This window comes from Streptomyces sp. NPDC044044 (assembly GCF_056434405.1).
Window position 1 is genome coordinate 267,339 of record NZ_JBWKFG010000005.1, and the last position, 24,786, is coordinate 292,124.

Consider the following 24,786-nt stretch of genomic DNA (forward strand, 5'->3'; position numbering starts at 1 on the left):
GCGCCGTCACATGCCACGATGCGCGGCCGTGCGCGGCCGGAACAAAAGCGGCATAATTCATTAATCACCGGACGGGTGTTGACGTACCGTGTCCGATTGATCACGCTTGTGTGCAGCGATTCGCCGCGAGGGGACGTCGAGGGACGGTGGTCAGTGGCCTGCGGCCCGTGGCCCGGTCCTCGACGAGATGTGGGTCGCCAGTCGGCGCCGGTCCCTTCGTGGCCGTGGGAGGCAGGACTTGCGCGCCGGAGCCGGATGGCGGCGCGTGCGGCAACGCGCTCGGGGCGGGAGCCGGGGCGCCGCCATCCCAAGGCTCACAGGGCGCGCGGGGCGCGTGGGGCGGGACTCACAGGATCGCGACCGGGGCGACGGGTGTTCCCGTGCCGCCGATGAACGGCTCGGGCATCGCGGAGAGCAGGAAGCTGTAGCGGGAAACTTCTGCACAGGCTGTGGACAACTTTTCCAGATTCCAGTTCTGGCCCTGCAGCATCCCCATCTCGACCAGGTCGAGCGCGTGCACGGGCAGCCAGAGGTTCTCGATCTCGGGCGGGAAGATCTCGAAGGTCAGGGTGTCGTTGGCGACCGCCGCGACATCGCGGGCGTGGAACCACTCCGGGGTGCGGATCGAGAGGCCGGGGGACGGATAGCCGTACGCGTGCTTGTCGCCCGCCAGGTAGGTCCGGATCTGTCCGGTGCGTACGAGGACGATGTCGCCTGCGCGGACGGTGAGCCCCGCGAACTCCTCGGCCTCCGCGAGGTCTTCGGGGGTGACCGCGTGGTCGCCGGGCAGCCGGTCGACTCCCTTGGCGCGGGCGACGTCGAGCAGGACGCCGCGCGAGACGAGGTGTGGCACCTTGTCGATGCCGCTGAACCGGGCGCCGGTGTGGGCGGTGATGGTGTCCGCGGGGCGGCCGTTGTAGATCTTCCCCGAGTGTGCGGCGTGGGTCAGCGCGTCCCAGTGGGTGGCCGTCTGCAGGCCCATCGTGACGGCGTCGTCGCTGGTGGCGACCGTGCCGGGGCCGAAGAGCTCCTGGTTGATCTGCACCATCGTGTGGAGGGGGTTGATCCTGCCGGGTATCAGGCCCGTCTGGACGCCGTCCTCCTTGAGGGGCAGGGCGAGCGGGATGCGGCGGCCGGTGCGGATGCCGGCGGCGGCCTCGCGTACGACCTCGTCGGTGATGAGGTTGAGCGTGCCGATCTCGTCGTCCGTCCCCCAACGGCCCCAGTTGTTCACGCGTTTGGCGATGTCGTGGAACTCGGGTGGCAGCGCGGAGGGGGTGGTGGTGTCTGTGGATGCAGTGTCTGTGGATGCCGTGCCGGTGGGCGCGGCTTCCGCGGATGCCGAGTCTGACATGGGTCCTCCCCGGGGCTTGTCTTCTGGTGTCTGACGGGTCATAGAATCTAACGGTCCGTCAGAAACCGCGGGAAGGGGCCGGACGTGGGGAACTTCTTGGCAGGCAAGGTGGTTGCCGTGACCGGTGCCGGGCGTGGCATCGGCAGGGCGGTCGCGCTGGCCGCCGCAGCCGAGGGCGCGAAGGTCATCGTGAACGACTACGGCGTCTCCATGGAGGGTGCTGAACCGACCAGCGAGATAGCTGACGGCGTGGTCAAGGAGATCCAGGCCGCGGGCGGCGATGCCGTGGCCGTGGCGGACGACATCTCGACCATGGCGGGCGGGCAGCGGATCGTGGACGTCGCGCTCGCCGAGTACGGGCGCATCGACGGTGTCGTGTGCGTCGCCGGGATCCTGCGCGAGCGGATGCTCTTCAACATGTCCGAGCAGGAGTGGGACCCGGTGGTCGCCACGCACCTCAAGGGCACGTTCACCGTCTTCCGGGCCGCATCGGCGGTCATGCGGAAGCAGGGGACGGGCACGCTGATCGGCTTCACCAGCGGCAACCACCAGGGGTCGGTCGCGCAGGCCAACTACAGCGCGGCCAAGGGCGGGATCATCTCTCTGGTGCGGAGCGCGGCCCTCGGCCTGAACAAGTACGGGGTGACGGCGAACGCGGTCGCGCCCGTCGCGCGGACGCGGATGTCCGCGAACGTACCCATGGAGCTGAAGGAGATCGGGGAGCCGGAGGACGTGGCCGCGCTGGTCACGTATCTGCTGAGCGACCGGGCCCGGGAGGAGAAGATCACCGGGCAGGTCTACACGGTCGCGGGGCCGAAGATCGCGGTGTGGGCACAGCCGCGTGAGCTGCGGGCGGGGTACGTGGAGGGTGGCTGGACGCCGGAGAAGATCGCCGACTTCCTGCCGGGGACGGTCGGGGTCGACCCGATGCCGATGCTGGCGCAGCTGGAGGCGATGGCGAAGGCCGCCGCCGCCAAAGACCGGCCGAACGCGTAGGCGGCGGGGCGGTGGAGTTCGGATTCGGTCCTGAGGACGAGGAGTTCCGCGCGGAGGCGCGCGCCTGGCTCGGTGAGCATCTGGCGGGGGTGTTCGCCGGTGCGGTGGGTCTTGGCGGGCCCGGGAGCGAGCACGAAGGGGCGGGGGAGCGGCGGGCCTGGGAGCGGGAGTTGGGGCGGGGGGGCTGGATCGGGCTCGGGTGGGAGGGGGGTGCGGGGCTGGGGGCGGGCTCGGACTCGGGTGCGGGCTCGGGTGTGGGTCTGGGGGCAGGTGCAGGCTCGGGGGAGTACGGGAATCGGCGGGCGACGCTGACCCAGCAGGTCGTGTGGGCCGAGGAGTACGCGCGGGCGCGGGCGCCCGGTCGCCATGGGCACATCGGCGAGAACCTGCTGGCCCCGACGCTTCTCGCCTACGGCACGCAGGAGCAGCGGGACGAGTTCCTGCCGCCCATCGCCCGCGGGGAGGCGCTGTGGTGCCAGGGGTACAGCGAGCCCGGGGCCGGGTCGGACCTGGCGGGGCTGCGGACGGTGGCGGTGCGGGACGGTGACGCGTACCGGATCACCGGGCAGAAGATCTGGACCTCGCTGGCCCATGAGGCGGACTGGTGCTTTGTGCTTGCGCGGACCGAGGCGGGGTCCGCCGGACACCGGGGGATCTCGTTCCTGCTGGTGCCGATGGATCAGCCCGGACGTATCGAGGTGCGGCCCATACGGCAGTTGACGGGCACGAGCGAGTTCAACGAAGTCTTCTTCGACGGGGCGATCGCGCGTGCCTCGCACGTGGTGGGCGGCGTCGGCAACGGGTGGCGCGTGGCCATGGGGCTGCTCGGTTTCGAGCGGGGGGTCTCCACGCTCGTGCAGCAGATCGGGTTCGCGGAGGAGCTGGGACGCGTTGTCCAGGAGGCGGTCGAGCGTGGGGCCGTCGAGGATCCCGTGCTGCGGGATCGGCTGGTTCGGCAGTGGGCCGAGTTGCGGGTCATGCGGTGGAACGCACTGCGTACGTTGGGTGGTTCGGGCAGCTCGGGTGGCTCGGGTGGGACTGGTGGGACCGGAAGTTCCGGTAGTTCGGGTGGCGGCTCGGGGGCGCCGAGTGTGGCCAAGCTGCTGTGGGGCGGGTGGCATCAGCGGCTGGGAGAGCTGGCCATGGGGGTGCGCGGGGCCGTGGGTGCCGTCGGCCCCGGGGACTGGAGCGAGAGCGCTCCGTACGAACTGGACGCCCTGCAGCGGCTCTTCCTCTTCACGCGGGCCGACACCATCTACGGCGGCTCGGACGAGATTCAGCGGAACATCATCGCCGAGCGTGTGCTCGGCCTGCCGAGGGAGGCGCGATGAGGGGTGTCGTTTTCGACAGGAGCAGGGCCGAGGGGAGCAGGGTCGAGGTCGTCGACGACCTTGAGATACGGGATCCGGGACCGGGGGAGGTGCTGGTCGGGATCAAGGCCGCGGGGCTGTGCCACAGCGACCTCTCGGTGATCGACGGGACCATTCCGTTTCCTTCGCCGGTGGTGCTCGGGCATGAAGGGGCGGGGGTGGTGGAGGCGGTCGGTGCGGGGGTGACGCATGTGGGGGTCGGGGATCACGTGGCCCTTTCGACCATCGCCAGCTGCGGGACCTGCGGGGAGTGCAATCGGGGGCGGCCGACGATGTGCCGGCGCGCGATCGGGATGCCGGAGCAGCCGTTCTCGCGGGGCGGGAGGCCGATCCATCAGTTCGCGGCGAACTCCGCGTTCGCGGAACGCACGGTGGTGAAGGCCGTGCAGGCCGTGAAGATCCCGGAGGACATTCCGCTGACGTCGGCGGCGTTGATCGGATGCGGGGTGGTGACGGGGGTCGGCGCCGCCTTGAACCGCGCGAAGGTGGATCGCGGGGACAGCGTGGTGGTGATCGGGACCGGGGGGATCGGCCTGAACGTGCTGCAGGGGGCGAGGATCGGCGGGGCGACGCGGATCGTGGCGGTGGACGCGAACCCTGAGAAGGAGGGGGTGGCGCGGCAGTTCGGGGCCACGCACTTCTTCTTGTCGGCGGAGGCGGAGGGCGTGCGGGAGCTGTTGCCGACGGGGGCTGACCATGTCTTCGAGTGTGTGGGGCGGGTGGAGCTGATCCGGCAGGCGGTGGACCTCCTGGACCGGCATGGGCAGGCGGTGCTTCTTGGCGTACCGCCGGCTACCGCCGAGGCGTCGTTCCTGGTCTCGTCACTGTTCCTGGACAAGTCGATCCTGGGCTGCCGCTATGGTTCGGCGCGTCCGCAGCGGGACTTCGCGCTGTACGCGGAGCTGTACCGGGAGGGGCGGCTGCTGCTGGACGAACTGGTGACGGAGACGTACCCGGTGGAGGACTTCGCGAAGGCGGTGGGGGATGCGGAGGCGGGGCGGGTGGCGCGGGGGGTGCTGACGTTCTGAGGCGGGGGTCGTCGCGAGGGCGGGTCTGGTTCGTGTGTGGGTGCGGGGCCGTGCCGGTATGTCCGTCCTCGCTGTCGTCCGGTGGCCGTGGGGTTGCTGCGGCGGGGGAGTGCCGCGAGCCGTGCTCCGGGCGGACATACCGCCACGTCCCCTCCCGTGCGCTCCCGACTGCGGCGAATCGCCGATCGCTGCGGGGCAATCGGGTGGGTGGGCGGGAAAGGCTTGTTCGTCCAGGGTCGGATGCGGGGTGATCGGGCGGGTGGGTGGGAGAGGCCCGTTCGGTCAGGGGGATGCGGGGTCCCCCGAGATCACCGCCCAGGCCCAGCAGGCACGCCTTCGCGAAACGTTCGGCGGTAGGCCGTGGGGGTCACACCCAGCGCCGCCTGCAAGTGCGCCCGCATGGACTGGGCCGTGCCGAAGCCGGCATCGCGGGCGACCTGGTCGACGGACAGGTCGCTGGACTCCAGAAGGTGACGGGCCCGCTCGACCCGCTGCCGCGCCAGCCACTGCCCGGGGCTGACCCCCGCCTCCTCACGGAAACGGCGCGTGAAGGTGCGTACGGACATGGATTCCTGATCCGCCATGTCGCGGAGCTGGATCGGCTCGTGGAGGTGACCTAGCGCCCACGCCCGCGCCGAGGTCGTCGTCGCCAACTGCGGCTCCGGGACAGGGCGTTGGATGTACTGGGCCTGGCCGCCGTCGCGGTGCGGCGGCACCACCGTACGGCGGGCGACCTCGTTGGCGACCGCCGAGCCGTGGTCGCCGCGTACGACATGGAGGCAGAGGTCGAGGCCCGCCGCCACCCCCGCCGAGGTGAGGACGTCCCCGTCGTCGATGAACAGGACGTCCGGGTCCACCGTGATCCGCGGGAAGAGACGCTGGAAGTGCTCCGCCGACGACCAGTGCGTCGTCGCGGTGCGGCCGTCGAGGTAGCCCGCGGCGGCGAGGACGTAGCCGCCCGTGCAGATGGAGATCAGGCGTGTGCCCGGCCTGATGTGGGCCAGGGCCGCCGCGAGGTCGGCGGTCAGGCGGCCTTCCTCGTAGACCGGACCCAGTTCGTACGACGCCGGGACCACGACCGTGTCGGCCTCGGCCAGGCACTCCGGGCCGTTCTCCACGAGGATCGCGAAGTCGGCGTCGGTGCGCACCGGGCCCGGGGGCCGGACGGACGCCGTGACGACTTCGTACAGGAGCTCGTGGTCGGCCGTACGCGCGCGGCCGAAGATCCGCTGCGGGATGCCGAGCTCGAAGGGGATGACGCCGTCCAGGGCCAGGACGACCACTCGGTGGCGAGTGGTCCCGGTGGTCCGGGCGGGCCTCGGGGTGCCGTTCGCGGAGGCTGCCATGGCCCGATTCTAGCTAATGCTGTCCTTTGGGCCACTCGATCGGGCGCGGCAGGGGCCGGATGCTGTTGTCGTGAACCAGACAGACGTGAATCAGCCGGTCGAGACCCTCGTGGAGGTGCCGCGGCAGCGGCGTCGTATCCACCGGGCGTGGTTCGTCGCCGCCGTCACCTTCGTGACGATCATCGGCGCGGCGGCGTTCCGGTCCCTGCCGGGCCTGCTCATCGATCCGCTGCACGAGGAGTTCGACTGGTCGCGCGGCACGATCGGCCTCGCGGTCTCCATCAACCTCGCGCTGTACGGGCTGACCGCGCCGTTCGCCGCCGCGCTGATGGACCGCTTCGGCATCCGGAGGGTGGTGGCGGTCGCTCTGGTCGTGATCGCGCTCGGGTCCGGGCTCACCGTGTGGATGGAGTCCGCCTGGCAGCTGCTGCTGTACTGGGGGCTGCTCGTCGGCCTCGGGTCGGGGTCGATGGCGCTGGCCTTCGCCGCCACCGTCACCAACCGGTGGTTCACCACGCGGCGCGGACTCGTCACCGGCATCCTGACCGCGGCCTCCGCCTCCGGGCAGCTGATCTTCCTGCCGGTGCTCTCCTGGATGGTGGAGACCTACAAGTGGCGGCCCGCCGCGGTGACCGTCGCCCTTGCGGCGCTCGTCGTCGTCCCGTTCGTGTGGCTGCTGCTGCGCGACCACCCGGCGGACGTGGGCCTGAAGCCGTACGGCTCCGAGGAGTTCGTGGAGAAGCCGCCGCCCGCCACGGGCGCCGCGCGGCGTGCGGTCACCGTGCTGTTCAAGGCCGCCCGCACCGGGCCGTTCTGGCTGCTCGCCGGGACCTTCGCCATCTGCGGTGCCTCGACGAACGGTCTGATCCAGACGCACTTCGTGCCCGCCGCGCACGACGAACACATGCCGGTCAGGGTGGCCGCCTCGCTCCTCGCCGTCATCGGCGTCTTCGACGTCGTGGGCACGATCGCGTCCGGCTGGTTCACGGACCGCTACGACGCGCGGCGGCTGCTCGCCGTGTACTACGCGCTGCGCGGCATCTCGCTGCTCTTCCTGCCGCTGCTGCTGGACGCGACCGTGCACCCGCCGATGATCTTCTTCATCGTCTTCTACGGCCTCGACTGGGTGGCGACCGTGCCGCCGACCCTGGCCCTGTGCCGCGAGCAGTACGGCGAGGACAGCGCCATCGTCTTCGGCTGGGTGCTCGCGTCGCACCAGGTGGGTGCCGCGCTCGTGGCCGTCATCGGTGGCGTCGTGCGGGACGCGTTCGGGTCGTACGACGTGATGTGGATCGCCTCGGGGGCGCTGTGCGCGGCGGCTGCGCTGATGGCCCTGGTCATCCGGCGGGCCGGTGACGGGGAGGCAGTGCGGCCCGCAGTCGGCTAGCGGGACCCTCGCTCACGTGGCCCGTCGCTCACGTGGCGAAGCCGCCGAACTTGCCCCGGTGGAACAGGAGCGGTTCGCCGTCGTCGGTGGCGCCCAGGGCGTCCACCCTGCCGACCACGATCAGGTGGTCGCCCCCGGTGTGCACGGCCTGGATCGTGCAGTCGATCCAGGCCGGTACCCCGGCCAGGCGCGGGGATCCGGTGACGGGCGCGGCGTCGTGGTCCACCCCGGCGAACTTGTCGGCGCCGCTCACCGCGAAGCCGCGGCAGAGGGGGCCCTGATCGGCGCCGAGGACGTTGACGCAGAAGACGCCCGCGCGCGCGATGCGCGGCCACGTCGTCGACGTACGCGCGACCATGAACGAGACGAGGGGCGGGGCGAGGGAGAGCGAGGAGAACGACTGGCAGGCGAACCCGGCAGGGCCGGGCTCGCCTTCGGACGCCGGTGCCGTGATCACGGTCACGCCGGTCGCGAAGTTCCCCAGTACGCGCCGGAATTCGCCCGCGTCGAGCGGCGCACGCTCGTCCTCGCCGACGGCCCGCAGCTGCGGGCGCGGCAGGGCTTCGACCGGGCCTGTGGTGGTCGGTTCGCCGACCGACCTGAGGTATCGGACGACGGTGGCCGCCATCCCTGCATGTCCCATCACATCAGCCATTGAAGCTGACGGGTCGTCAGATTGGAAGGGCGGGGACGTGGCGCATCGGCGCTCTTCGGGTCCGCATGTCTTCAGCCGCGTGATCGAGAAGGTGGGGAAGTGGGGGGGGGAGGGTCGCCTTTGGCCCCTCTGGCTCCTCTGGCCCCCTCTGGCTCCTTCGGGCGCTGACGGGTTGGAGGGGGCTCAGCGGCCTTCGTACGAAGGTGAACGGCGCTCCACGAAGCTGGCCACGCCCTCGTTCGCGTCGGCCGTCGTCATGTTGATCTCCTGCGCCGCTGCCTCGGCGGCGAAGGCCGTCGCGCGGTCCGATTCGAGGGCGGCGTTGACCAGTTGCTTGGTCATGGCGATGGAGCGGGTCGGTCCCGCCGCGAGGCGTTCCGCCCAGGCGCGGGCCGTCTTCTCCAGTTCGTCGGCGGGTACGACGCGGTTGACGAGCCCGAGCCGCTCGGCCTCCGCCGCCGGGACGGAATCCCCGAAGAACATCAGCTCCTTGGCCCGCTGCGGCCCGATGAGCCGGGGCAGCAGATAGGCCCCGCCCCCGTCGGGCACCAGGCCGCGGCGCACGAACACCTCGATGAACTTGGCCTGTTCGGCGGCGATGACGAGATCGCAGGCGAACGCGAGATGGGCGCCGATCCCGGCCGCGGTCCCGTTCACCGCGGCGATCACCGGCTTCTCGCAGTCCAGGACGGCGGCGATGAGGCGCTGGGCGCCGAGCCTGATCGTGCGGGCCACGTCACCGGGCACGCGCTCGGCGGTGCTCGGCGCTCCGCGCAGGTCGGCGCCCGCGCAGAATCCCTTGCCGGTGGCGGTGATGACGACGGCGCGGACGGCGGGGTCCGCGGAGGCCGCGGCGAGGAGTGAGATGACGCGTTCGCGCTGGTCCCAGGTGACGGCGTTCATGGCTTCGGGGCGGTTGAGGGTGATCCACGAGACGGCGTTGTCAGTGGTGTGGAGTACCAATGAGTCGAGGGGATCAGTCGCGGCTTCGGGGGAGGGTGTCATGCGGGTACGGACTCCATTTCGCTGCGGGGTGCTCGGACGGGTGGGCGGGAGAGATGCGCCGCGCAGCGGCGTCCTGGAAACCGACTCACCGGCAGACGGCAAGAGCATCCAGCGCGACAGCCCCCTGCCCCCGGGGCAGCACCATCAGGGGGTTGATGTCCAGCTCGGCCAGCTCGTCCCCCAGCTCAAGAGCCATCCGCTGCACCCGCAGCACGACCTCGACCAGCGCATCCACATCAGCCGGCGGAGCCCCTCGCACCCCGTCGAGCAGAGCCCGCCCGCGGAGCTCGGACAGCATCGCAAGGGCCTGGTCCTCCCCGAAGGGCGGCACCCGCACGGCCACGTCCCGGAGGACTTCGACAAGGACACCTCCGAGCCCGACGGTGACCGTCGGTCCGAACAGCTCGTCCTGGGTGACCCCGACCACCATCTCGACACCCCGCTCCACCATCTGGCAGACGAGTACGCCGTCCAGCGCGATCCCTTCGTAGCGCGCGATGTCGGTCAGCTCCCGATAGGCGTCGCGGACCTGGCTCGCCGAGGTCAGGCCGACCTTCACCAGGCCCAGTTCGCTCTTGTGGGCAAGGCGCGCCCCGGACGCCTTCATCACCACCGGGTAGCCGACGAGCCCCGCCGCCCGCACGGAAGCCGCCGCACTGGTCACCAACTGCTCGCGCGGTACGCGAATCCCGTACGCGCGCAGCAGCTGCTTCGCCGCGTGCTCGCTCAGCTGCTGACCGGACCGCATCAGGGCCTGGGCCTTGCGGAAGGAGGGCGAGGCCGTGCGCGGCGCATCGGCGAAGGGGGAGCGGTAGCGGGTCGTGAACCGGTGGTGGTCCAGATAGGCGCGCACCGCCGTGATGCAGTTGGCGAAGGTGCGGAAGGTGGCGACGCGCGAGGAGCCGAGCAGTGTCGTGCGGTAGGCCTCCTCGGTGCCCACGGGCGAGCCCCACACCACGCACACCAGCTTGTCCGTCTGCTCCGCCGCGTCCACCAGGTCCTGAGCCAGCTTGTCGCTCATCGGAGGGAAGGGGCCGGTGATGGGACAGATCAGCACCCCCACCTCCGGATCGTCCAGGATCGCGTCGATGATTTTGCGGCCGCGCCAGTCGCCCACCGGGTGCCCGCCGTTGTCGACGGGGTTGGCGACGTTCAGATAGTCCGGTATCCACTGGTGCAGCTCGGCCTGCTTGGCGTCCGAGAGGGCGGGCAGCGGCAGCCCCGCCTCGGTCGCCAGGTCCGAGAAGTGCGCGCCCGTGCCGCCCGAGATCGAATAGACGACGACGCCCTCGGCCCGCGGCGGCCTCGCGCGCGCCAACAGGGCGGACGTGTCCTGGAGTTCGTCGAGCCCGTCCACGCGGATCACGCCGTACTGCCGCATCGCCGCGTCGACGACCGTGTCGGCGCCGGTGAGCTTGCCGGTATGTGAGGCGGCCATGCGGGCGCCCGTCTCGGTGCGGCCGACCTTGACCGCGACGACGGGCACGCCGCGCTGGGCGGCGCGGTCGGCGGCGAGCAGGAAGGAGCGGCCGTCCTTGAGGCCCTCGACGTAGCAGGCGATGGCGCCGACCTCGGGGCGCTCGGCGAAGTAGGAGATGAAGTCGGAGGTCTCCAGGTCGGCTTCGTTGCCGGTGGGTGCCCAGTGCGAGAGGCGTACGCCGATCTCCTGCATGGTGAAGACGGGGCGGCCCTGGTGGCCGGACTGGGTGATCAGGGCGATCGCCGGTCCTTCGAGGTCGTCGCGGAACTTCTCGAAGGCGTTGAGGTTGGTGTTCGGCCCGAGCAGCCGCAGCCCCGAGCGTTCCACGGCGGCGGCAAGGCGGGCCTGGGCGGCCGCGCCCTCCTCGCCGGTCTCGGCGAAGCCGGAGGCGAAGGCGACGGCGAACTTCACCTTGGACTCGGCGAGTTCCTCGATCACGGGAAGGGGGTCACTGACGAGGAGAACGGCCAGATCGACCTGTTCCGGCAGGTCCGCGACGGAGGGGAAGCAGGGTGTGCCGAAGACGGACTGCCGGGTGGGGTGCACCGGATGCAGCCGGGCGCCGCCTCGCTCGGCCCAGTCCATGAGCTGCCGCGTGATGCCGGTGTTCGGCCGCCCCTCGGCGTCCGATGCGCCGATGACGGCGACGGACTCGGGGCGGAAGAACCGGTCCAGATCCGGTACTTCGGCGTGCAGTGGGCGACCGCTCACGTCCAGGTCGTCCGTAGTGGCGGCCCGTCCGTGGACGGCGGGTGCCGGGGCTTCGCCGCAGGCCACGACACGCGCGCGGCGGGGGTCGGTGGTGAAGGTGCCGTATGTCGATCCAAGCATCGGTCCGCCCGCTCCTGGGTGAAGGAATGCAACTGACGCACAGTCAGATTACTTAACTGACGCTGTGTCAGGAACAGTGCTGCACAAAGAGTTGGGGCGGTCCTCTAGCAGTACCCAGGTGCCCCGGGGGGCTACTCCCCTTCCGGGGGGCGGGGGCGCCGGAGGGTGCAGTACCGGCCACCGGGGTCGCCCCGCGAAGTGCCGTCGACTGTCTGCGGCGCCATCGTGGCTGGTCGCGCGGTTCCCCGCGCCCCTTTGGGGGCTGCGCGGGGACCGTGGCTCTCGCGGGGCGGGGGTCGTCAGCGGCTCGCGTTCAGTGTCCTCGCCACCGCCTTCGCGATCTTCTCCGCGTCCCGCGCCATCTCGCGCAGCATTCCGCTGATGGGGTTCGTGAACCCGGTGAAGTAGAGGCCGGGGGCCGACTTCGGGGTGCGGGCTCCGCGGACGACGGGGGCGCCCTTCGCGTCGAGTACGCCCAGGTCGCCGACGAGCGGCTCCAGGGCGCGGTGGTAGCCCGTGGCGGCGATGACGGCGTCGGGGGCGATCAGTGTGCCGTCGGCCAGGACGACCTTGCCGTCCTCGAAGGACTCCACGGCCGCGACCGGTTCGACCTTGCCCTTGCGTACCGCGTCGATCAGCCCCACGTCCTGCACCGGGATCGCGCCCTCCTTGACCCGGGAGTACAGGCCCGTGGCGGGGCGGGGCAGCCCTCGTGCGGACAGGTCGGGGACGCTGACCCTGGCGATCGGGCCCGCGAGCCGGTCCACCAGCGCGACGGGAAGCCTGCGGCAGAGGATGCCCGTGCGCTGCGCGGGCCATCCCGCTGTGGAGCGGCGGACGATGTGCGGCGCGGTGCGCACCGCCAGGCGGACGCGCGCGGCGCCGCCCTCGACGAGGTCGACGGCGATCTCGGCGCCGGTGTTGCCGACGCCCACGACCAGGACGTCCTTGCCCTCGTAGGGGCGCGGGTCGCGGTAGGAGCTCGCGTGCAGGAGCTCGCCCGCGTACGTGTCGCGGCCGGGCCAGTCCGGCAGCCGGGGCGTGTGGTTGTAGCCGGTGGCGATCACGACCGCGCTGCCGGTCAACTCCCGGCCGCCGCTCGCGTGCAGCAGCCAGCCGGTGCCGTCGGCCGACCGCTCCAGGCGGGAGACCTCGACTCCGGTGACGATCTCCAGTTCGTGGAACTCGGCGTACTTCTCCAGGTAGCGCAGGACGTTGTCACGTGACACCCACCGTCCGAAGGCGCGCGGTATCGCGAGCCCCGGCAGTGCGGAGAGGCGGCGCGTCGTGTGCAGGCGCAGGCGGTCGTAGTGCGTGCGCCAGGAGGCGCCGACCCGGTCGGACTTCTCGAGCACGACCGCGCGAACGCCGCGCGCACGCAGAGCGGCCGCCACGGAGAGCCCGCCGGGTCCGCCGCCGACGACGTACACGGGGCGGTCCTGGTGTGGCGTTTGTGGGGGAGTGGTGTCGGCCATGAACCTGAGAGTAATCACGTGGTCACTTGATGGGGGACGGTCAAGCCCCAAACCGGTTGCGAATTGATCACGGGTGTACGCGGCGGGCCCTCCGTCCGTGGGTTTCGCGCCACGTCGCGGGGCCCACGCGCCGTACGGCCTCTTGCGTACGTCTCTTGCGCACGCGCCGGGCATGCGCTGAACTGACGTACCGTCAGAATCCTCTGTCCGGAGACGCGATGGGACTGTTCCTGTGAGCACTGCGAGCCCCGCGGGCCCCCGCTACGACCTCCCCGAGCCCGACGCCTTCACCCGCCCCTACTGGGACGCGGCGGCCGAGGGACATCTCCTCATCCGCCGCTGCGGCGGCTGCGGCAAGGCGCACCACTACCCGCGCGAGTTCTGCCCGCACTGCTGGAGCGAGGAGGGCGGCTGGGAGCGGGCGAGCGGCCACGCCACGCTCTACACCTGGTCCGTGGTGCACCGGAACGACCTGCCGCCCTTCGGCTCCCGCGTCCCGTACGTCGCCGCCGTCGTCGACCTCGCCGAAGGCCCGCGCATGATGACGGAGATCGTCGACTGCGAGGAGGGCGAGCTGCGGATCGGGATGGCGCTGCAGGTCGCGTTCCGTGAGGCGGGGGCGGAGTCGGGGGAGGGAGAGGGGGCGCGGGAGGGCTTCGGCGTGACGGTGCCGGTGTTCCGGCGTGCGTCGTAATCCATTTCTGCTGTGGCGCACGGCGGGGGATCATGGCCCATGGCTTCCTCTCCGCGTCCCGGCTGGCAACTGACCTCCGACCTCGACGAGTTCCACTCCCGCACGGCGTCCTTCCTGCACTCGGCGCCCGCCCTGCACACCGCGCTGCTCAGCGTCACCGACACGCTGCGTACGCGTGGGCTCCACGCGTACGGGAAGGAAGATCCCCTCTTCGGAATCCGCACCGATGGCGACGGCGTGGATGGCGATAGCGGTGACGGCGGTGTGAGCGGTGCCTTTCTGTGGACCCCGCCGCACTTCCTCGCACTGAGCCCGCTCGCCGCCGATGCCGCCGCCGACGAGCTCGCCGGGGTGCTCGCCGACGCGGGCCTTGAACTGCCCGGGGTCGGCGCCGAGAGCGCCACCGCGGCCGCGTTCTCGGCAGCCTGGCAGCGGCGGACGGGTGCCACCGCCGCCGTCAGCTTCCCGCAGCGGCTGTTCCGCCTCGGCACCCTCACCCCGCCCGAGCCCTCTGCGGCAGGCCGCGCGCGCGTCGCCACCGACGCCGACCGGGGGCTGCTCGTGCGCTGGCACGGGGAGTTCCACGAGGCCATCGGGGAGAAGGGCGGGATGGACGCGGGCGAGTGGGCCGACGCCCGCATCGCCTACGGAGGCATCACCCTCTGGGAGGCCCCCGACGGCACCCCGGTCGCCATGGCGGGCAACACCCGTAAGGTCGCGGGCCAGGTCAGGGTCGCCCCCGTCTACACCCCCGCCGAACTGCGCGGGCGAGGCTACGCGGGCGCGGCCACCGTCGCGGTGAGCCGCGCAGCGCTTGCGGCGGGCGCGGACGAGGTGCTGCTCTTCACCGACGTCGGCAATCCCACGAGCAACGCGCTCTACCAGCGGCTCGGCTTCCGCCCGGTGCGGGACTTCACGCAGTACCGCTTCACGCGCTGACCTTCATCTCCGCGTGCCCGCCCCCGCATCCGGTGATGCGGCCCTCACGGCCACAGCAGCTCCTTGGCCCAGTTTCCGTCCGTCTCCCGCCGGTACCGCAGCCGCACGTGCCGGCGCCTCGCCTCGCCCTGGAAGAACTCGACCTCCGTCGGTTCGAGCACGTACAGGGTCCAGCTCGGCGCCGGGGCGTCCGGCTCCGCCTGCGCGTGCTCCCATGCCGCTTGGCTCGCGGCCACCAGATCCCCGTACGACGGGAGTACTTCGCTCTGCCTGCCGACCAGTGCCGACGCCAGTGCTCCGGGCGAACGGCGTGCGAGGTCGGCGCGGCTCTCGGCGGCGCCCGCCGTCGTGACCCGGCCCCGCACCCGGACCTGGCGGCCCTGCACGGGCCAGTAGAACCCGAGCGCGGCCTCGGGGCGAGCCGCGAGCTGGCGGCCCTTCGCGCTGCCCGCGTGTGAGCCGAAGTGCCAGCCCGCGGCGTCCGCGTCGTGCAGCATCAGCGTCCGTACGTCGGGGCGGCCCGACTCGTCCGCCGTGGCCAGGGTCATCGTGTGCGGCTCGACCTGGCCCGCCTCGGCCACGTCCACGAACCACTGCCAGAACAGGGCGAGCGGGTCGGCGGGGGCGGCAGCCGGGTCGAAGGCGGGCAGTTCGGTGTCCCAGACGCGGAGGGCGCGCAGGAGGGCGCGGCCGTGGGTGGTGTCATCGGGCCTGGTGTCGGAGTCGTCCATCCGGCGAATCTACGGGAGCGGCCCCGAGCCCGGTGGTCCACAGGGCGGACCCGAGCTCGAAGGTCCACAGGAGCGGCCCCGAGCCCCGCGGCCCACAGGGTGGTCGGCCGCGTTACCCCCGCCCGAGCACCACCGTCCCCGACGAGCAGAACCAGCCGCCCGTCCCCGAAGCCACCGCCACCTCCGGGAGCCGTCCTCCGGCCTTGCGCACCTGGCGGCCTTCGCCCGCCTCGCCGCGCAGCTGTCGTACCGCCTCCACCAGCAGGAACAGGCCCCGCATTCCCGGGTGTTGGGCCGAGAGGCCGCCGCCGTCCGTGTTCGTCGGCAGTTCGCCGTCCCGCAGCAGGCGGCCCTTCTCCACGAACGCGCCGCCCTCGCCCTTCGCGCAGAACCCCAGGTCCTCAAGGGTCACCAGGGTCATGTAGGTGAAGGCGTCGTAGATCTCCGCCACGTCGACGTCCTCGGGGCGCACTCCCGCCCGCTCGAACGCCAGGCGTCCGCTCACCGCCGCCGGGGAGACCGTGAAGTCCTCCCACTCCGACATCGTCGTGTGCGAGACGTGCTCGCCGGTACCGAGCACCCAGACCGGTGTCGAGGCGCAGTCGGCCACGTACTCCTCCGCCACCAGGAGCACCGCGCATCCGCCGTCGGAGCGTATGCAGCAGTGCAGCTTGGTGAAGGGGTCGGCGATCATCGGGCCTGCCAGGACCTCGTCGACCGTGATCGGGTCGCGGTACATCGCGTCGGGGTTCGTGGCCGCGTTCGCCCGTGCCTGGACCGCGACCGAGGCGAGCTGTTCGAGGGTCGTGCCGTACTCGTGCATGTGGCGGCGCGCGGCCATCGCGTACTTGGAGATCAGGGAGTGGCCGTAGGGGACCTCGAACTGCAGGGGCCCGCGCGCGCCGAACGACAGGTTCGACGTGCGCCGCCTCGCCTTGATGTCCGCCCTGGCCGTCGATCCGTACACGAGGAGTACGGCGTTGGCGCGTCCCGCGGCGATCGCGTCCGCCGCGTGGGCCGCCATGACCTCCCAGGTGGAGCCGCCGACGGAGGTGGAGTCGACCCAGCGCGGTTTCAGGCCGAGGTACTCGGCGACCTCGACCGGGGCGAGCGTGCCGAGGCCCGCGGAGGCGACGCCGTCGATGACCTCGCGGCCGAGGCCCGAGTCGGCCAGGGCGCGGCGGGCAGCCTGGGCGTGCAGGGCGTAGGGAGTGGCCTCGTCGACGCGGCCGCAGTCGGAGAGGGATATGCCGACGACGGCCACCTTGCGCGGGCGGGTCGCCGCCGAGCCCGCACCGGCCGACGTCTCACGAGGGCTAGAAGGGAGGGGAGTTGGCATGAATCTGACGGTACATCAGATGTAGTTGACCAAGGGAGGTGTTACGTGTCGTCGCGGCCCTGTGCATCTGGCGGGCGCCGTCTTAGCATGACGGCCCGTCAGATCCGGGACGGCTCGCCCTCGTGCACGGCGCCGAGGGGCACGGCCGCGACCCGGGGGAGGAGCCCGCCGATGGACGCCGCCTTCACCGCGGAGCAGGAAGAAATCCGCCGCACCCTTCGTGAGCTCGTCACCAAACGCTGCGGTCCGGACGAGGTGAAGGCCGCGGTCCGCACTCCCGCCGGACACGACGCGGCCCTCTGGTCCGCCATCGCCGAACAGCTCGGCCTGCCGGGCATCGCCATCCCCGAGACGTACGGGGGCGTGGGGTGCGGCCCGGCGGACCTCGCCCTCAGCAGCGAGGAGCTCGGCCGGGCCCTCGCCCCCTCGCCCCTCTTCGCCACCGCCGCCCTTGTCGCCCCGCTCCTTGAGCGCCTGGGCACCGACGAGCAGCGGTCGGAGCTGCTGCCCCGCATCGCGAACGGCGGTCTGACCGCCGCGCTCGCCGTGCCCGGCACCGGGCTCGCCACCGCGCTCGGCCTCGTCGGGGACAACCTCGGCGACTGGTCGGGCGGTGGCCGTGCGGGCGGCGTGCAGGCCAAGCTCTCGGACGGTGTCTGGCGGCTCTACGGCCAGGCCGAGCAGGTCCTCGACGGGCACAGCGCGGGGCTGCTCGTCGTGGCCGCGCACACGGGAGGCTTCGCCCGTTCCCGCACGCTCCTCTACCTCGTGCGCGAGGACGCCGCGGGACTCGTACGGACCCGGCAGACCTCCCTCGACGAGACCCGGCCGCAGGCCCGGGTCGAACTGCGCGACGTGCAAGCCGAGTTGCTCGGCGACGCCGACGACGCCGATGTGCCGGGCGCGCTGGCCGCGGCCGGTGACGCCGCCGCCACCGTGCTCGCCGCGGAAACTGTGGGCGCGGCGGACCGTGCCCTTGAGCGGACCGTCGAATACGTCAAGCAGCGCGAGCAGTTCGGGCGGGCGATCGGTTCCTTCCAGGCCGTCAAGCACCGGCTCGCGGACGTGTATGTGCAGGTGCAGGCCGCGCGGTCGGCGGCGTACTACGCGGCGTGGGCCGCGGGGGCGGGCTCCGAGCAGGCGGGCGGCCTCGCGCTCGCGCAGGCGCTCGACGCGCTGCGGACAGCCGCATCTGAGGCCGTGCAGCTGCACGGCGGCATCGGATTCACCTGGGAGCACGAGGCGCATCTGTACTTCAAGCGGGCGTCGAGCGACGAGCTGCTCTTCGGTCCCGTGCACCGGCTGCGGGCGCGTGCGGCGGAACGGGCCGAGCTGTTCGCCCCGGCGAAGGAGCCGGAGCCCGAAGGGCAGCCGAAGGCATCGGCTTCCCCGGCTCAGCCGAAGGCATCGGAGTCTGCGGCTCAGCCGAAGCCGCCGGCGTCCGAAGCGCAGCCGAAGCCACCGGCGTCCGAAGTGCAGCCGAAGCCGAAGCCACCGGCCTCCGAAGCGCAGCCGAAGGCGGCCGTCTGATGCCGCCCGGTGTTCGTCTGATGCAGAAGATGTCGTCCACCCGGACCTTCGCGAAGATCGCCCCGCACTTCATCCCCGCGATGGACCGCACGGTGCACCGCCTCACGCGCGGCAAGGTGCTGCTCAGCGCGAAGATGCTGCCGGGGGTGATCCTGACGGTGCGCGGCGCCAAGAGCGGGCTTGCGCGGCGTACTCCCTTGGCCTGCATGCCGGAGGACAAGGGGAGTTGGATCCTCATCGGCTCCAACTTCGGGCGCCCGGGGCACCCCGCCTGGACCGGCAACCTCATCGCCCATCCGGATGCCGACGTCAACTGGCAGGGCGCGGACATTCCGGTCAGGGCGCGGCTGTTGGCGGGGGAGGAGCGGGCCGCGGCGTGGGACGCGGTGCTGAAGTTCTGGCCGCCGTACGCGACGTATCAGTCCCGTGTGGAGCGGGAGATCCGTCTGTTCCGCCTGGAGCGGCGCGTGGAGTAGCTGGACGGCGGAGCAGCTGAATGGGGAACGCAGCGGCGGATCACTGGAACACCGTGATCCGCCGCTGCGGTGACAGGACTTGGGAAGCGTCAGAAGAGAAGACGTATGGGATGCCCTACTTCGTCGGCTTCTTGCCTGTTACGCCCAGATGCACCAACAGTGCGAGGTTCGGCTTCAGTTCGGTCTGCTTGACGCCCCACGACTGGAAGCCCCGCTGGTGCGAGGCGACCGCGGCGAGCATCGCCACGAGGGAGCCGGCCATGGCTGCGGGGTTGACGTCCTTGTCGACCTTGCCCTTGGCCTGGAGCTCCTTGACCGTGTCCGTAAGGGAGTTGTTGACCGAGTTCAGGATCTTCATGCGGAGTTTGTAGAAGCGTTTGTCACCTTCCGCGGCGCCCAGATCGACGACCCGCAGGATCGCGTCGTTCTTCCGCCAGAAGTCGAGGAAGCCGTCGACCAGCTCCTGTGCGGTCTGCCACCCCGCCTTGCCGACCCATGAGCGGCCGTCGAGGAGCTGGGTCAACTCGGCGCCCTCTGCCGCCATTTGCTCGGCGATCTCCAGGACGGCGCCCTCGACGTCCGGGAAGTACTGATAGAAGGTCGCGGGTGAAGTCCCCGCCTTCCGGGCGACGTCGATGACTTTGACGTCCCGGTAGGGCGAGGAGCTGAGCATCTCGCTGAGGCAGTCGAGCAGCTTCTGACGCGTCGCCTGACCGCGCCGACCGGCCACGCGGCCGTCGACGGTACGTACCTGTCCTGTCATGCCGTCAGCTTACCGAGGGGTGATCGGAGCGCGATTCGGCCGAGTGCAAATGGGGTTGAGGGCCGTATTGAGGGGCGTATTCCTCTCTGTTTCGTGCGCCGGTGAAGGAGCACCTTCAAATGGATCGTGTGTTCGAATCAAATTTCGCTCACATATCTCCCTCTTCTTGCGTCTTCTTTGTCCCACAACACCCCGATCCCGCCCCGGGTTCGCAACCACCGCCCCGGACAGGAAGAATCAGGGTGCGTGCCGCCGGAGCGGCTCGGTGGTGAGACGCTGCACGGGGCCGCTCATACGGCGCCCGCGTACGGGGAGGTGGCAGGGCAAGTGGTGGATCAGCTGACGCAGCACGATCCGAGGCGGATCGGCCCGTTCGAGGTGCTCGGCCGGCTCGGAGCCGGTGGCATGGGCCTTGTCTACCTCGCGCGCTCCGCGTCAGGGCGGCGCGTGGCGATCAAGACGGTGCGGACCGAGCTCGCCGAGGACCAGCTGTTCCGTGTCCGCTTCACGCGTGAGGTCGAGGCGGCACGGGCCGTGTCCGGCTTCTACACGGCCGCCGTCGTGGACGCCGACCCGCGCGCGGCCGTGCCGTGGCTGGCCACCGCCTACGTGCCCGCTCCCTCGCTCGAAGAAATAGTGAATGAACACGGGCCGCTGCCCACGCAGGCCGTGCGCTGGCTCGCCGCGGGCGTCGCCGAGGCCCTGGAGTCCATCCACGGCGCGGGCCTCGTCCACCGTGACCTCAAGCCGTCGAACGTCCTCGTGGTGGAGGACGGACCGCGAGTCATCGACTTCGGCATCGCGTCCGGCGTCTCCAACACCCGGCTGACCATGACGAACGTCGCCGTGGGCACCCCCGCGTACATGTCGCCCGAGCAGGCGAAGGACTCACGCAGCGTGACCGGCGCGAGCGACGTCTTCTCGCTCGGCTCGATGCTCGTCTTCGCCGCCACCGGGCACGCGCCCTTCCACGGGGCCAACCCCGTGGAGACCGTCTTCATGCTGCTCCGGGAAGGCCCTGACCTGGAGGGGCTCCCGGACGAGCTGCGCCCGCTGATCGAGACGTGCATGCAGATGGAGGCGGTCCTGCGGCCGAGCCCCGCCGACCTCCAGGCCCAGCTCGCCCCGCACCTCTTCGCCTCGGAGAGCGAGGACGGCGACAGCGGCACGGCGTCCGCGTGGCTGCCGGAGCGGGCCGTCGCGCTGATCGAGGCACGCCGTGGCGGCCGTCCGCCCGTGCGGGCCGCGCTCGCCTCCTCCGGGCGCAGCGGCGGCCGTGGCGGCGCCCCCGCCGTCGCACCGCCGCCTCCGCAGCACGCGCCGCCGGTGCCGCCGACGCAGCCGCCGCCCTTCGGGGGCGTGCCGGACGCCGGGCCCGTGCACCTCGCGGGGGCGAAGGTGCCGATCGGTCCGGGGCCGCGGGTGGCCGACGCGCGTGCCGCCGCCGTGGGAGCGGTGCCCGCCGACACCGGGCTCGCCGCCTCGTGGTCGCGGTCCAAGGCCGCGGCGAACGGCGTCGACCCCGTCGTGCCCGCGCCCGCCGTCGCGCCGGACGCCGGGGCCTCGTGGCGGCCGTGGCGGTTCCGGATGTCGAACGACGTGTGGGGGACGCCCGCCGTCGCGGGCAACCTCGTGTACGTCACGTCCTTCGAGGTCCACGCCCTGGACGTCGGGACGGGCCGCCGCAGCTTCAAGACGCGGGACGTCGCCTGGTCCATGGCGGTCGCCGACGGACGGATCCACGCATCCGACGGCCCCACGCTGTACGCCCTGGACGGCGCCGACGGCAACGACCTCTGGCGCCTTTCGACCGACGCCTGGGTGTACTCCCTGCAGGCCGACCGCGGCACCGTCGTGACCGGGACGCGCGGCGGCGGCGTACAGGCCTGGGAGGCCGCGAACGGCGAGAAGCTCTGGGAGATCACCGGGGCCCAGACCGACTTCGAGACCCCCGAGGCGGGACCCGTCGTCCACGACGGCACGGTCTACGTCTGGAAGGGCGCGCGCCTGCGTGCCCTGGAGGCCCGCACGGGCGACGAGCGGTGGTCGTACCCCATCGGCGACGCGGCCTCCTGCGGCGGCGTCCCGGTGCGGCTCGCGCCCGCGCAGGACGGGTACGTGTACGTGTCCGCGGGGTCACGCGTCCTCGCGATCGACGTCGCCGCCGGTCACGTCCGGTGGCACTTCGAGGCGCCCGCCGCGTTCCTGTGTCCGCCCACGTTCGCGCCGGGCCCCGCGGTCACCGGCGGTGGCGTGTACCTCGCGGACTACCTGGGCACGGTGTACGCCCTCGACGCCACGGACGGCCGCGACCGCTGGCGCATCGCCACGGAGTCCCGGGCGTCGATCGAGCCCGTGCTGGTCGCCGATGGCCATGTGCACGTGGGCAGCGGCAAGGGGCTCTACACGCTCGACGCGGTCACGGGAACGCCGAAGTGGCGCTTCCAGGCCGGCGGCGAGGTCGTCGGCACCCCCGTCGTGGCCGACCGGCGGATCCACTTCGGTTCGACGGACCACCTGCTGTACACGCTGAAGGCGGACGACGGCCGCCTGCGCTGGAAGCTGGCCACGGGCGGCGAGATCACCGGGGCGCCGGTGGTGCGGGACGGCGTGGTGTACGCGTGCAGCAAGGACCGGTGTGTGTACGCGCTGGACGCGGAGCGGGGCACCGGCACCGCCCGGTCCTAGGCGTGGGCCCGAGGCGCCCCCGGATGCGGGCCGCGCCTCGTGACGGCCGTCGCACCAGCGTTGGAAGGGGCTCCGGACGGCGGCCGTCCACTCGTGACGTTACGCCGAGTGCATGAACCCTGCCAGGCGGACGGACAGGCCCCTACCTGGTCCGGAAGCCGGTTTCGCGCCCCCGCCCCGTGAAGAGTCCCGCCTGCCGTTCCGGTGGCAGGTTGCCCAGGGCGATGAGGTGCGGGGCCTGGGACAGGGCCTGGGCGCGGGTCGCCTCCTTCGCCGACCACAGGGCGCGTACCGTGCCCTGGACCGGCTCGGTCGGACAGGACGCGATGACCGCCGCCGATCTGGTCGCCGCCGCCAACAGCTCATCCGAGGGCGCGAGTTCGGAGACCAGGCCCGTCTCGTACGCCCGCCGCGCGGAGACCCTCTCGGCCGTCCCCATCAGCGACATCCTGGCTACCTCGCCGAACGGCATCCGCTGCGCCATGAGGATCGCCTCGTACGCGCTGACCATGCCGTACGTGGTGTGCGGGTCGAAGAACGTGGCGTGCTCTGCGGCGACGACGAACTCCGCCTCGCCCAGGAGATAGAAGGCGCCCCCGCATGCCATGCCGTTGACGGCGGCGATGACCGGCTTCCACAGGTCGTTGGCCTTGGGGCCGATGGACAGGAGCGGATCGTCCATCGAGTAGGGGGAGCCGGGCTGCGGCACGTCCGTGTCCCGGTCGATGCCGGTGCAGAACGCCTTCTCCCCGGCCCCGGTGAGGACGATCGCCCGCACGGTGTCGTCGAAGCGGAACTCACGCCATGTGGCCGTGAGTTGAGCGGCCGTATCGGGATCGATCGCGTTGTGGCGGGCCGGGCGGTCGAGCGTCACGACCGCCACGCCCGTCTCCTTGTCGAATGCCGTGCGCAGGCTCATGGCCGCTCCAGGAGCCAGCGGGGCATCGTGATCCCGTCCACGTCGGTGAACGCGACCTGCACCCTCGCGCCGATGCGGAGGCGGTCGGGGTCGACGGAGTTCAGGGGCGCGTCCGGGGCGGCGACGAGGTTGCCGACCAGGCGGATACGGGGGGCGTCGGCCAGTTCGACGATGATCGCGTTGTACGGGGCGTTCGCCGCGTACGCGGGGAGCAGGGGCGGGTGAGGCCTTACGTAGGACCAGATGCGGCCCCTGCCACTCATGCGGCGCCACTCGCTGTCGAAGGACTGGCAGTGGGGGCAGCAGGGCCTTGGCGGGAACCGGAGCTCGCCACAGCTGGGGTTGGCGCAGGCCTGGATCCTCAGTTCGCCCTGGGCGGCGTACTGCCAGAAGGGGGCGCCGTCCTTGTCGATCGTGGGGGACAGCAGGGGCTCGGTCTCTGTCGTCGCGTCTGCCATGTGGTTGTCCTCTTCCGGGTGCGGGACCGTCGTGGTTGCTCGCGCAGTTCCCCACGCCCCTTACGGGGCCCGGAGCAGCACCGCCGACGTGGGCACACCTTCGCCCGCCGTCACCAGGCACGTGGCCGCGTTCGGCACCTGCGCCGTGCTCGTGCCCCGCAGCTGCTTCACGCCCTCGTTGATGAGGTTGAAGCCGTGGACGTACGCCTCGCTCAGGCCGCCGCCCCCGGTGTTGATCGGCAGGCGGCCCCCGCTCTCCAGTGCGCCGCCCTCCGTGAACGCGCCGCCCTCGCCCCGGCCGCAGAAGCCGTATCCCTCCAGGGACAGCGGGATCAGGGGGGTGAACGCGTCGTAGATCTGGGCCACGTCCACGTCCTGAGGTGCGAAGTCCGCCTGCTTCCAGAGGTGGCGGGCCGCCGTCCAGGCCGGGCCCGTCAGCGGGTCGTCGTTCCAGTAGTTGACCATCCCGTGGTGCTGCGCGGGCAGGCCCTGGGCGACGGAGTGGATGTACACCGGCTTCTGGCGGCAGTCCCGTGCCCGTTCGGCCGAGACGATGACGCACGCCAGCGCGCCGTCCGTCTCCAGGCAATTGTCGAAGAGGCAGAGCGGCTCGCTGATCCAGCGCGACGACATGTACATCTCGCGGGTCAGCGGGCGTTCGTACATCATCGCGGCCGGGTTCTGGTTCGCCCGGTTCCTGCACGCGAGGGCCACGTTGAACAGGTGGTCGCGGGTCGCGCCGTACTCGTGCATGTAGCGGCGCGCCAGCATCCCGATCTCGTCCGCCGGGCGGAGCAGGCCGAAGGGGCGCGTCCACTGGCCGGGGGTGGGGAGTTGGACCGCCGTGTTCTTCCAGGGGCGCGGGCCGCTGCCGCGCTTGCGGGAGCGCCAGGCGATGCCGACGTTCGCCTGTCCGGTGGCCACGGCCGCCGCGAGGTGCGCGATGGTGGCGCAGGAACCGCCGCCCCCGTAGCCGACCTTGCTGAAGAAGGTCACGTCGCCCGCGCCGATGGCCTTGGCGACCTCGACCTCGTCCGTCTCCTCCATCGTGTACGAGGCGAACGCGTCGACCTCGGACGGCGCGATCCCCGCGTCGTCGAGCGCGGCGATGATCGCCCGGCAGGCCAACGTCTTCTCGTCCTCGGGCAGTTGTTTGGCGAACGCGGTCTGCCCGATCCCGACTATCGCTGTAGCGTCTTTGAGTGAAGCCATGGGCAACGGCACCTCCGCGAGTGGCGAGGCCCCAGGGCTTCGCCATACGTCGTCCCGACTGCTGACAGCGCGTCAGGTTACAGCTAATCTGACGGATAGTCAGCTACTGC

At 71.6% G+C, this 24,786-nt stretch carries 21 protein-coding genes; 9 read left to right on the forward strand and 12 right to left on the reverse strand.

The annotated features are described in order from the left end of the window. Positions 1 to 346 precede the first annotated feature (346 nt). Positions 347 to 1,267, reverse strand: coding sequence for a cyclase family protein (locus AC07AG_RS20830; RefSeq protein ID WP_478757055.1), 921 nt, complete (start codon positions 1,265 to 1,267; stop codon positions 347 to 349). A gap of 171 nt (positions 1,268 to 1,438) precedes the next feature. Between AC07AG_RS20830 and AC07AG_RS20835 the strand changes: the two genes are divergently transcribed. Genes AC07AG_RS20835 through AC07AG_RS20845 form a run of 3 tightly spaced genes read left to right on the forward strand, consistent with a single transcriptional unit; the run spans position 1,439 to position 4,748 of the window. Continuing rightward, a complete protein-coding gene (locus tag AC07AG_RS20835) occupies positions 1,439 to 2,350 on the forward strand; it encodes an SDR family NAD(P)-dependent oxidoreductase (protein WP_478756533.1) in 912 nt (303 codons plus the stop codon). 11 nt (positions 2,351 to 2,361) lie between these two features. Continuing rightward, positions 2,362 to 3,681: an acyl-CoA dehydrogenase family protein gene (locus AC07AG_RS20840; protein ID WP_478756534.1), complete on the forward strand. Its 1,320-nt coding sequence runs from the start codon at positions 2,362 to 2,364 to the stop codon at positions 3,679 to 3,681. Further along, the gene (locus tag AC07AG_RS20845; RefSeq protein ID WP_478756535.1) at positions 3,678 to 4,748 is read left to right on the forward strand and encodes a Zn-dependent alcohol dehydrogenase; all 1,071 of its coding nucleotides are present in this window, start codon (positions 3,678 to 3,680) and stop codon (positions 4,746 to 4,748) included. The genes AC07AG_RS20840 and AC07AG_RS20845 overlap by 4 nt, the downstream gene beginning before the upstream one ends. Before the next feature lie 308 nt (positions 4,749 to 5,056). Here AC07AG_RS20845 and AC07AG_RS20850 read toward each other — a convergent pair whose 3' ends face one another. After that, complete coding sequence (locus AC07AG_RS20850; protein ID WP_478756537.1) at positions 5,057 to 6,094, reverse strand: GlxA family transcriptional regulator; 1,038 nt, start codon at positions 6,092 to 6,094, stop codon at positions 5,057 to 5,059. A 16-nt stretch (positions 6,095 to 6,110) separates the two neighbouring features. Here AC07AG_RS20850 and AC07AG_RS20855 point away from each other — a divergent pair, with 16 nt between their 5' ends. Beyond that, entirely contained in the window at positions 6,111 to 7,481 is a 1,371-nt protein-coding gene (locus tag AC07AG_RS20855; RefSeq protein WP_478756539.1) for an MFS transporter, read from the forward strand. Between the two features lie 28 nt (positions 7,482 to 7,509). On the opposite strand, the gene AC07AG_RS20860 is transcribed toward AC07AG_RS20855, so the two are convergent. The 4 genes from AC07AG_RS20860 to AC07AG_RS20875 form a co-directional block, all read right to left on the reverse strand. Then, positions 7,510 to 8,124, reverse strand: a complete 615-nt coding sequence (locus AC07AG_RS20860; protein WP_478756541.1) for a flavin reductase family protein — start codon at positions 8,122 to 8,124, stop codon at positions 7,510 to 7,512. A gap of 195 nt (positions 8,125 to 8,319) precedes the next feature. Further along, a complete protein-coding gene (locus tag AC07AG_RS20865) occupies positions 8,320 to 9,141 on the reverse strand; it encodes an enoyl-CoA hydratase/isomerase family protein (RefSeq protein WP_478756542.1) in 822 nt (273 codons plus the stop codon). 85 nt (positions 9,142 to 9,226) lie between these two features. Then, a complete protein-coding gene (locus AC07AG_RS20870; RefSeq protein WP_478756544.1) occupies positions 9,227 to 11,452 on the reverse strand; it encodes an acetate--CoA ligase family protein in 2,226 nt (741 codons plus the stop codon). Positions 11,453 to 11,751: 299 nt separating this feature from the next. Then, a complete protein-coding gene (locus AC07AG_RS20875; RefSeq protein WP_478756546.1) occupies positions 11,752 to 12,927 on the reverse strand; it encodes a flavin-containing monooxygenase in 1,176 nt (391 codons plus the stop codon). Between the two features lie 232 nt (positions 12,928 to 13,159). Here AC07AG_RS20875 and AC07AG_RS20880 point away from each other — a divergent pair, with 232 nt between their 5' ends. Together AC07AG_RS20880 and AC07AG_RS20885 are read left to right on the forward strand one after the other, a co-directional pair. After that, positions 13,160 to 13,621, forward strand: a complete 462-nt coding sequence (locus AC07AG_RS20880; protein WP_478756547.1) for a Zn-ribbon domain-containing OB-fold protein — start codon at positions 13,160 to 13,162, stop codon at positions 13,619 to 13,621. Positions 13,622 to 13,660: 39 nt separating this feature from the next. After that, positions 13,661 to 14,560: a GNAT family N-acetyltransferase gene (locus AC07AG_RS20885; protein ID WP_478756548.1), complete on the forward strand. Its 900-nt coding sequence runs from the start codon at positions 13,661 to 13,663 to the stop codon at positions 14,558 to 14,560. Between the two features lie 44 nt (positions 14,561 to 14,604). Here AC07AG_RS20885 and AC07AG_RS20890 read toward each other — a convergent pair whose 3' ends face one another. Together AC07AG_RS20890 and AC07AG_RS20895 are read right to left on the reverse strand one after the other, a co-directional pair. Beyond that, positions 14,605 to 15,291 (reverse strand): pyridoxine/pyridoxamine 5'-phosphate oxidase, encoded by a 687-nt coding sequence (locus AC07AG_RS20890; protein WP_478756550.1) that lies wholly within the window; start codon positions 15,289 to 15,291, stop codon positions 14,605 to 14,607. A 112-nt stretch (positions 15,292 to 15,403) separates the two neighbouring features. Further along, a complete protein-coding gene (locus AC07AG_RS20895) occupies positions 15,404 to 16,630 on the reverse strand; it encodes a thiolase C-terminal domain-containing protein (protein WP_478756552.1) in 1,227 nt (408 codons plus the stop codon). A 171-nt stretch (positions 16,631 to 16,801) separates the two neighbouring features. Here AC07AG_RS20895 and AC07AG_RS20900 point away from each other — a divergent pair, with 171 nt between their 5' ends. Further along, a complete protein-coding gene (locus tag AC07AG_RS20900; RefSeq protein WP_478756553.1) occupies positions 16,802 to 18,160 on the forward strand; it encodes an acyl-CoA dehydrogenase family protein in 1,359 nt (452 codons plus the stop codon). Then, complete coding sequence (locus AC07AG_RS20905; RefSeq protein WP_478756555.1) at positions 18,160 to 18,636, forward strand: nitroreductase family deazaflavin-dependent oxidoreductase; 477 nt, start codon at positions 18,160 to 18,162, stop codon at positions 18,634 to 18,636. The genes AC07AG_RS20900 and AC07AG_RS20905 overlap by 1 nt, the downstream gene beginning before the upstream one ends. A 115-nt stretch (positions 18,637 to 18,751) precedes the next feature. Here the strand turns inward: AC07AG_RS20905 and AC07AG_RS20910 are convergent, their stop codons facing one another. Continuing rightward, the gene (locus AC07AG_RS20910) at positions 18,752 to 19,399 is read right to left on the reverse strand and encodes a TetR family transcriptional regulator (RefSeq protein WP_249589315.1); all 648 of its coding nucleotides are present in this window, start codon (positions 19,397 to 19,399) and stop codon (positions 18,752 to 18,754) included. A 327-nt stretch (positions 19,400 to 19,726) separates the two neighbouring features. Between AC07AG_RS20910 and afsK the strand changes: the two genes are divergently transcribed. After that, the gene (gene afsK / locus AC07AG_RS20915; RefSeq protein WP_478756557.1) at positions 19,727 to 22,087 is read left to right on the forward strand and encodes a protein serine/threonine kinase AfsK; all 2,361 of its coding nucleotides are present in this window, start codon (positions 19,727 to 19,729) and stop codon (positions 22,085 to 22,087) included. Between the two features lie 142 nt (positions 22,088 to 22,229). Here the strand turns inward: afsK and AC07AG_RS20920 are convergent, their stop codons facing one another. From AC07AG_RS20920 to AC07AG_RS20930, 3 genes are read right to left on the reverse strand one after another with little or no spacing between them, the layout of a single operon-like run. Next, positions 22,230 to 23,006 (reverse strand): enoyl-CoA hydratase/isomerase family protein, encoded by a 777-nt coding sequence (locus tag AC07AG_RS20920; RefSeq protein WP_478756559.1) that lies wholly within the window; start codon positions 23,004 to 23,006, stop codon positions 22,230 to 22,232. Next, a complete protein-coding gene (locus AC07AG_RS20925; RefSeq protein WP_478756561.1) occupies positions 23,003 to 23,464 on the reverse strand; it encodes a Zn-ribbon domain-containing OB-fold protein in 462 nt (153 codons plus the stop codon). Before AC07AG_RS20925 ends, AC07AG_RS20920 begins: the two co-directional genes overlap by 4 nt. Positions 23,465 to 23,524: 60 nt before the next feature. After that, positions 23,525 to 24,676, reverse strand: coding sequence for a lipid-transfer protein (locus tag AC07AG_RS20930; RefSeq protein WP_478756563.1), 1,152 nt, complete (start codon positions 24,674 to 24,676; stop codon positions 23,525 to 23,527). Positions 24,677 to 24,786 lie beyond the last annotated feature (110 nt).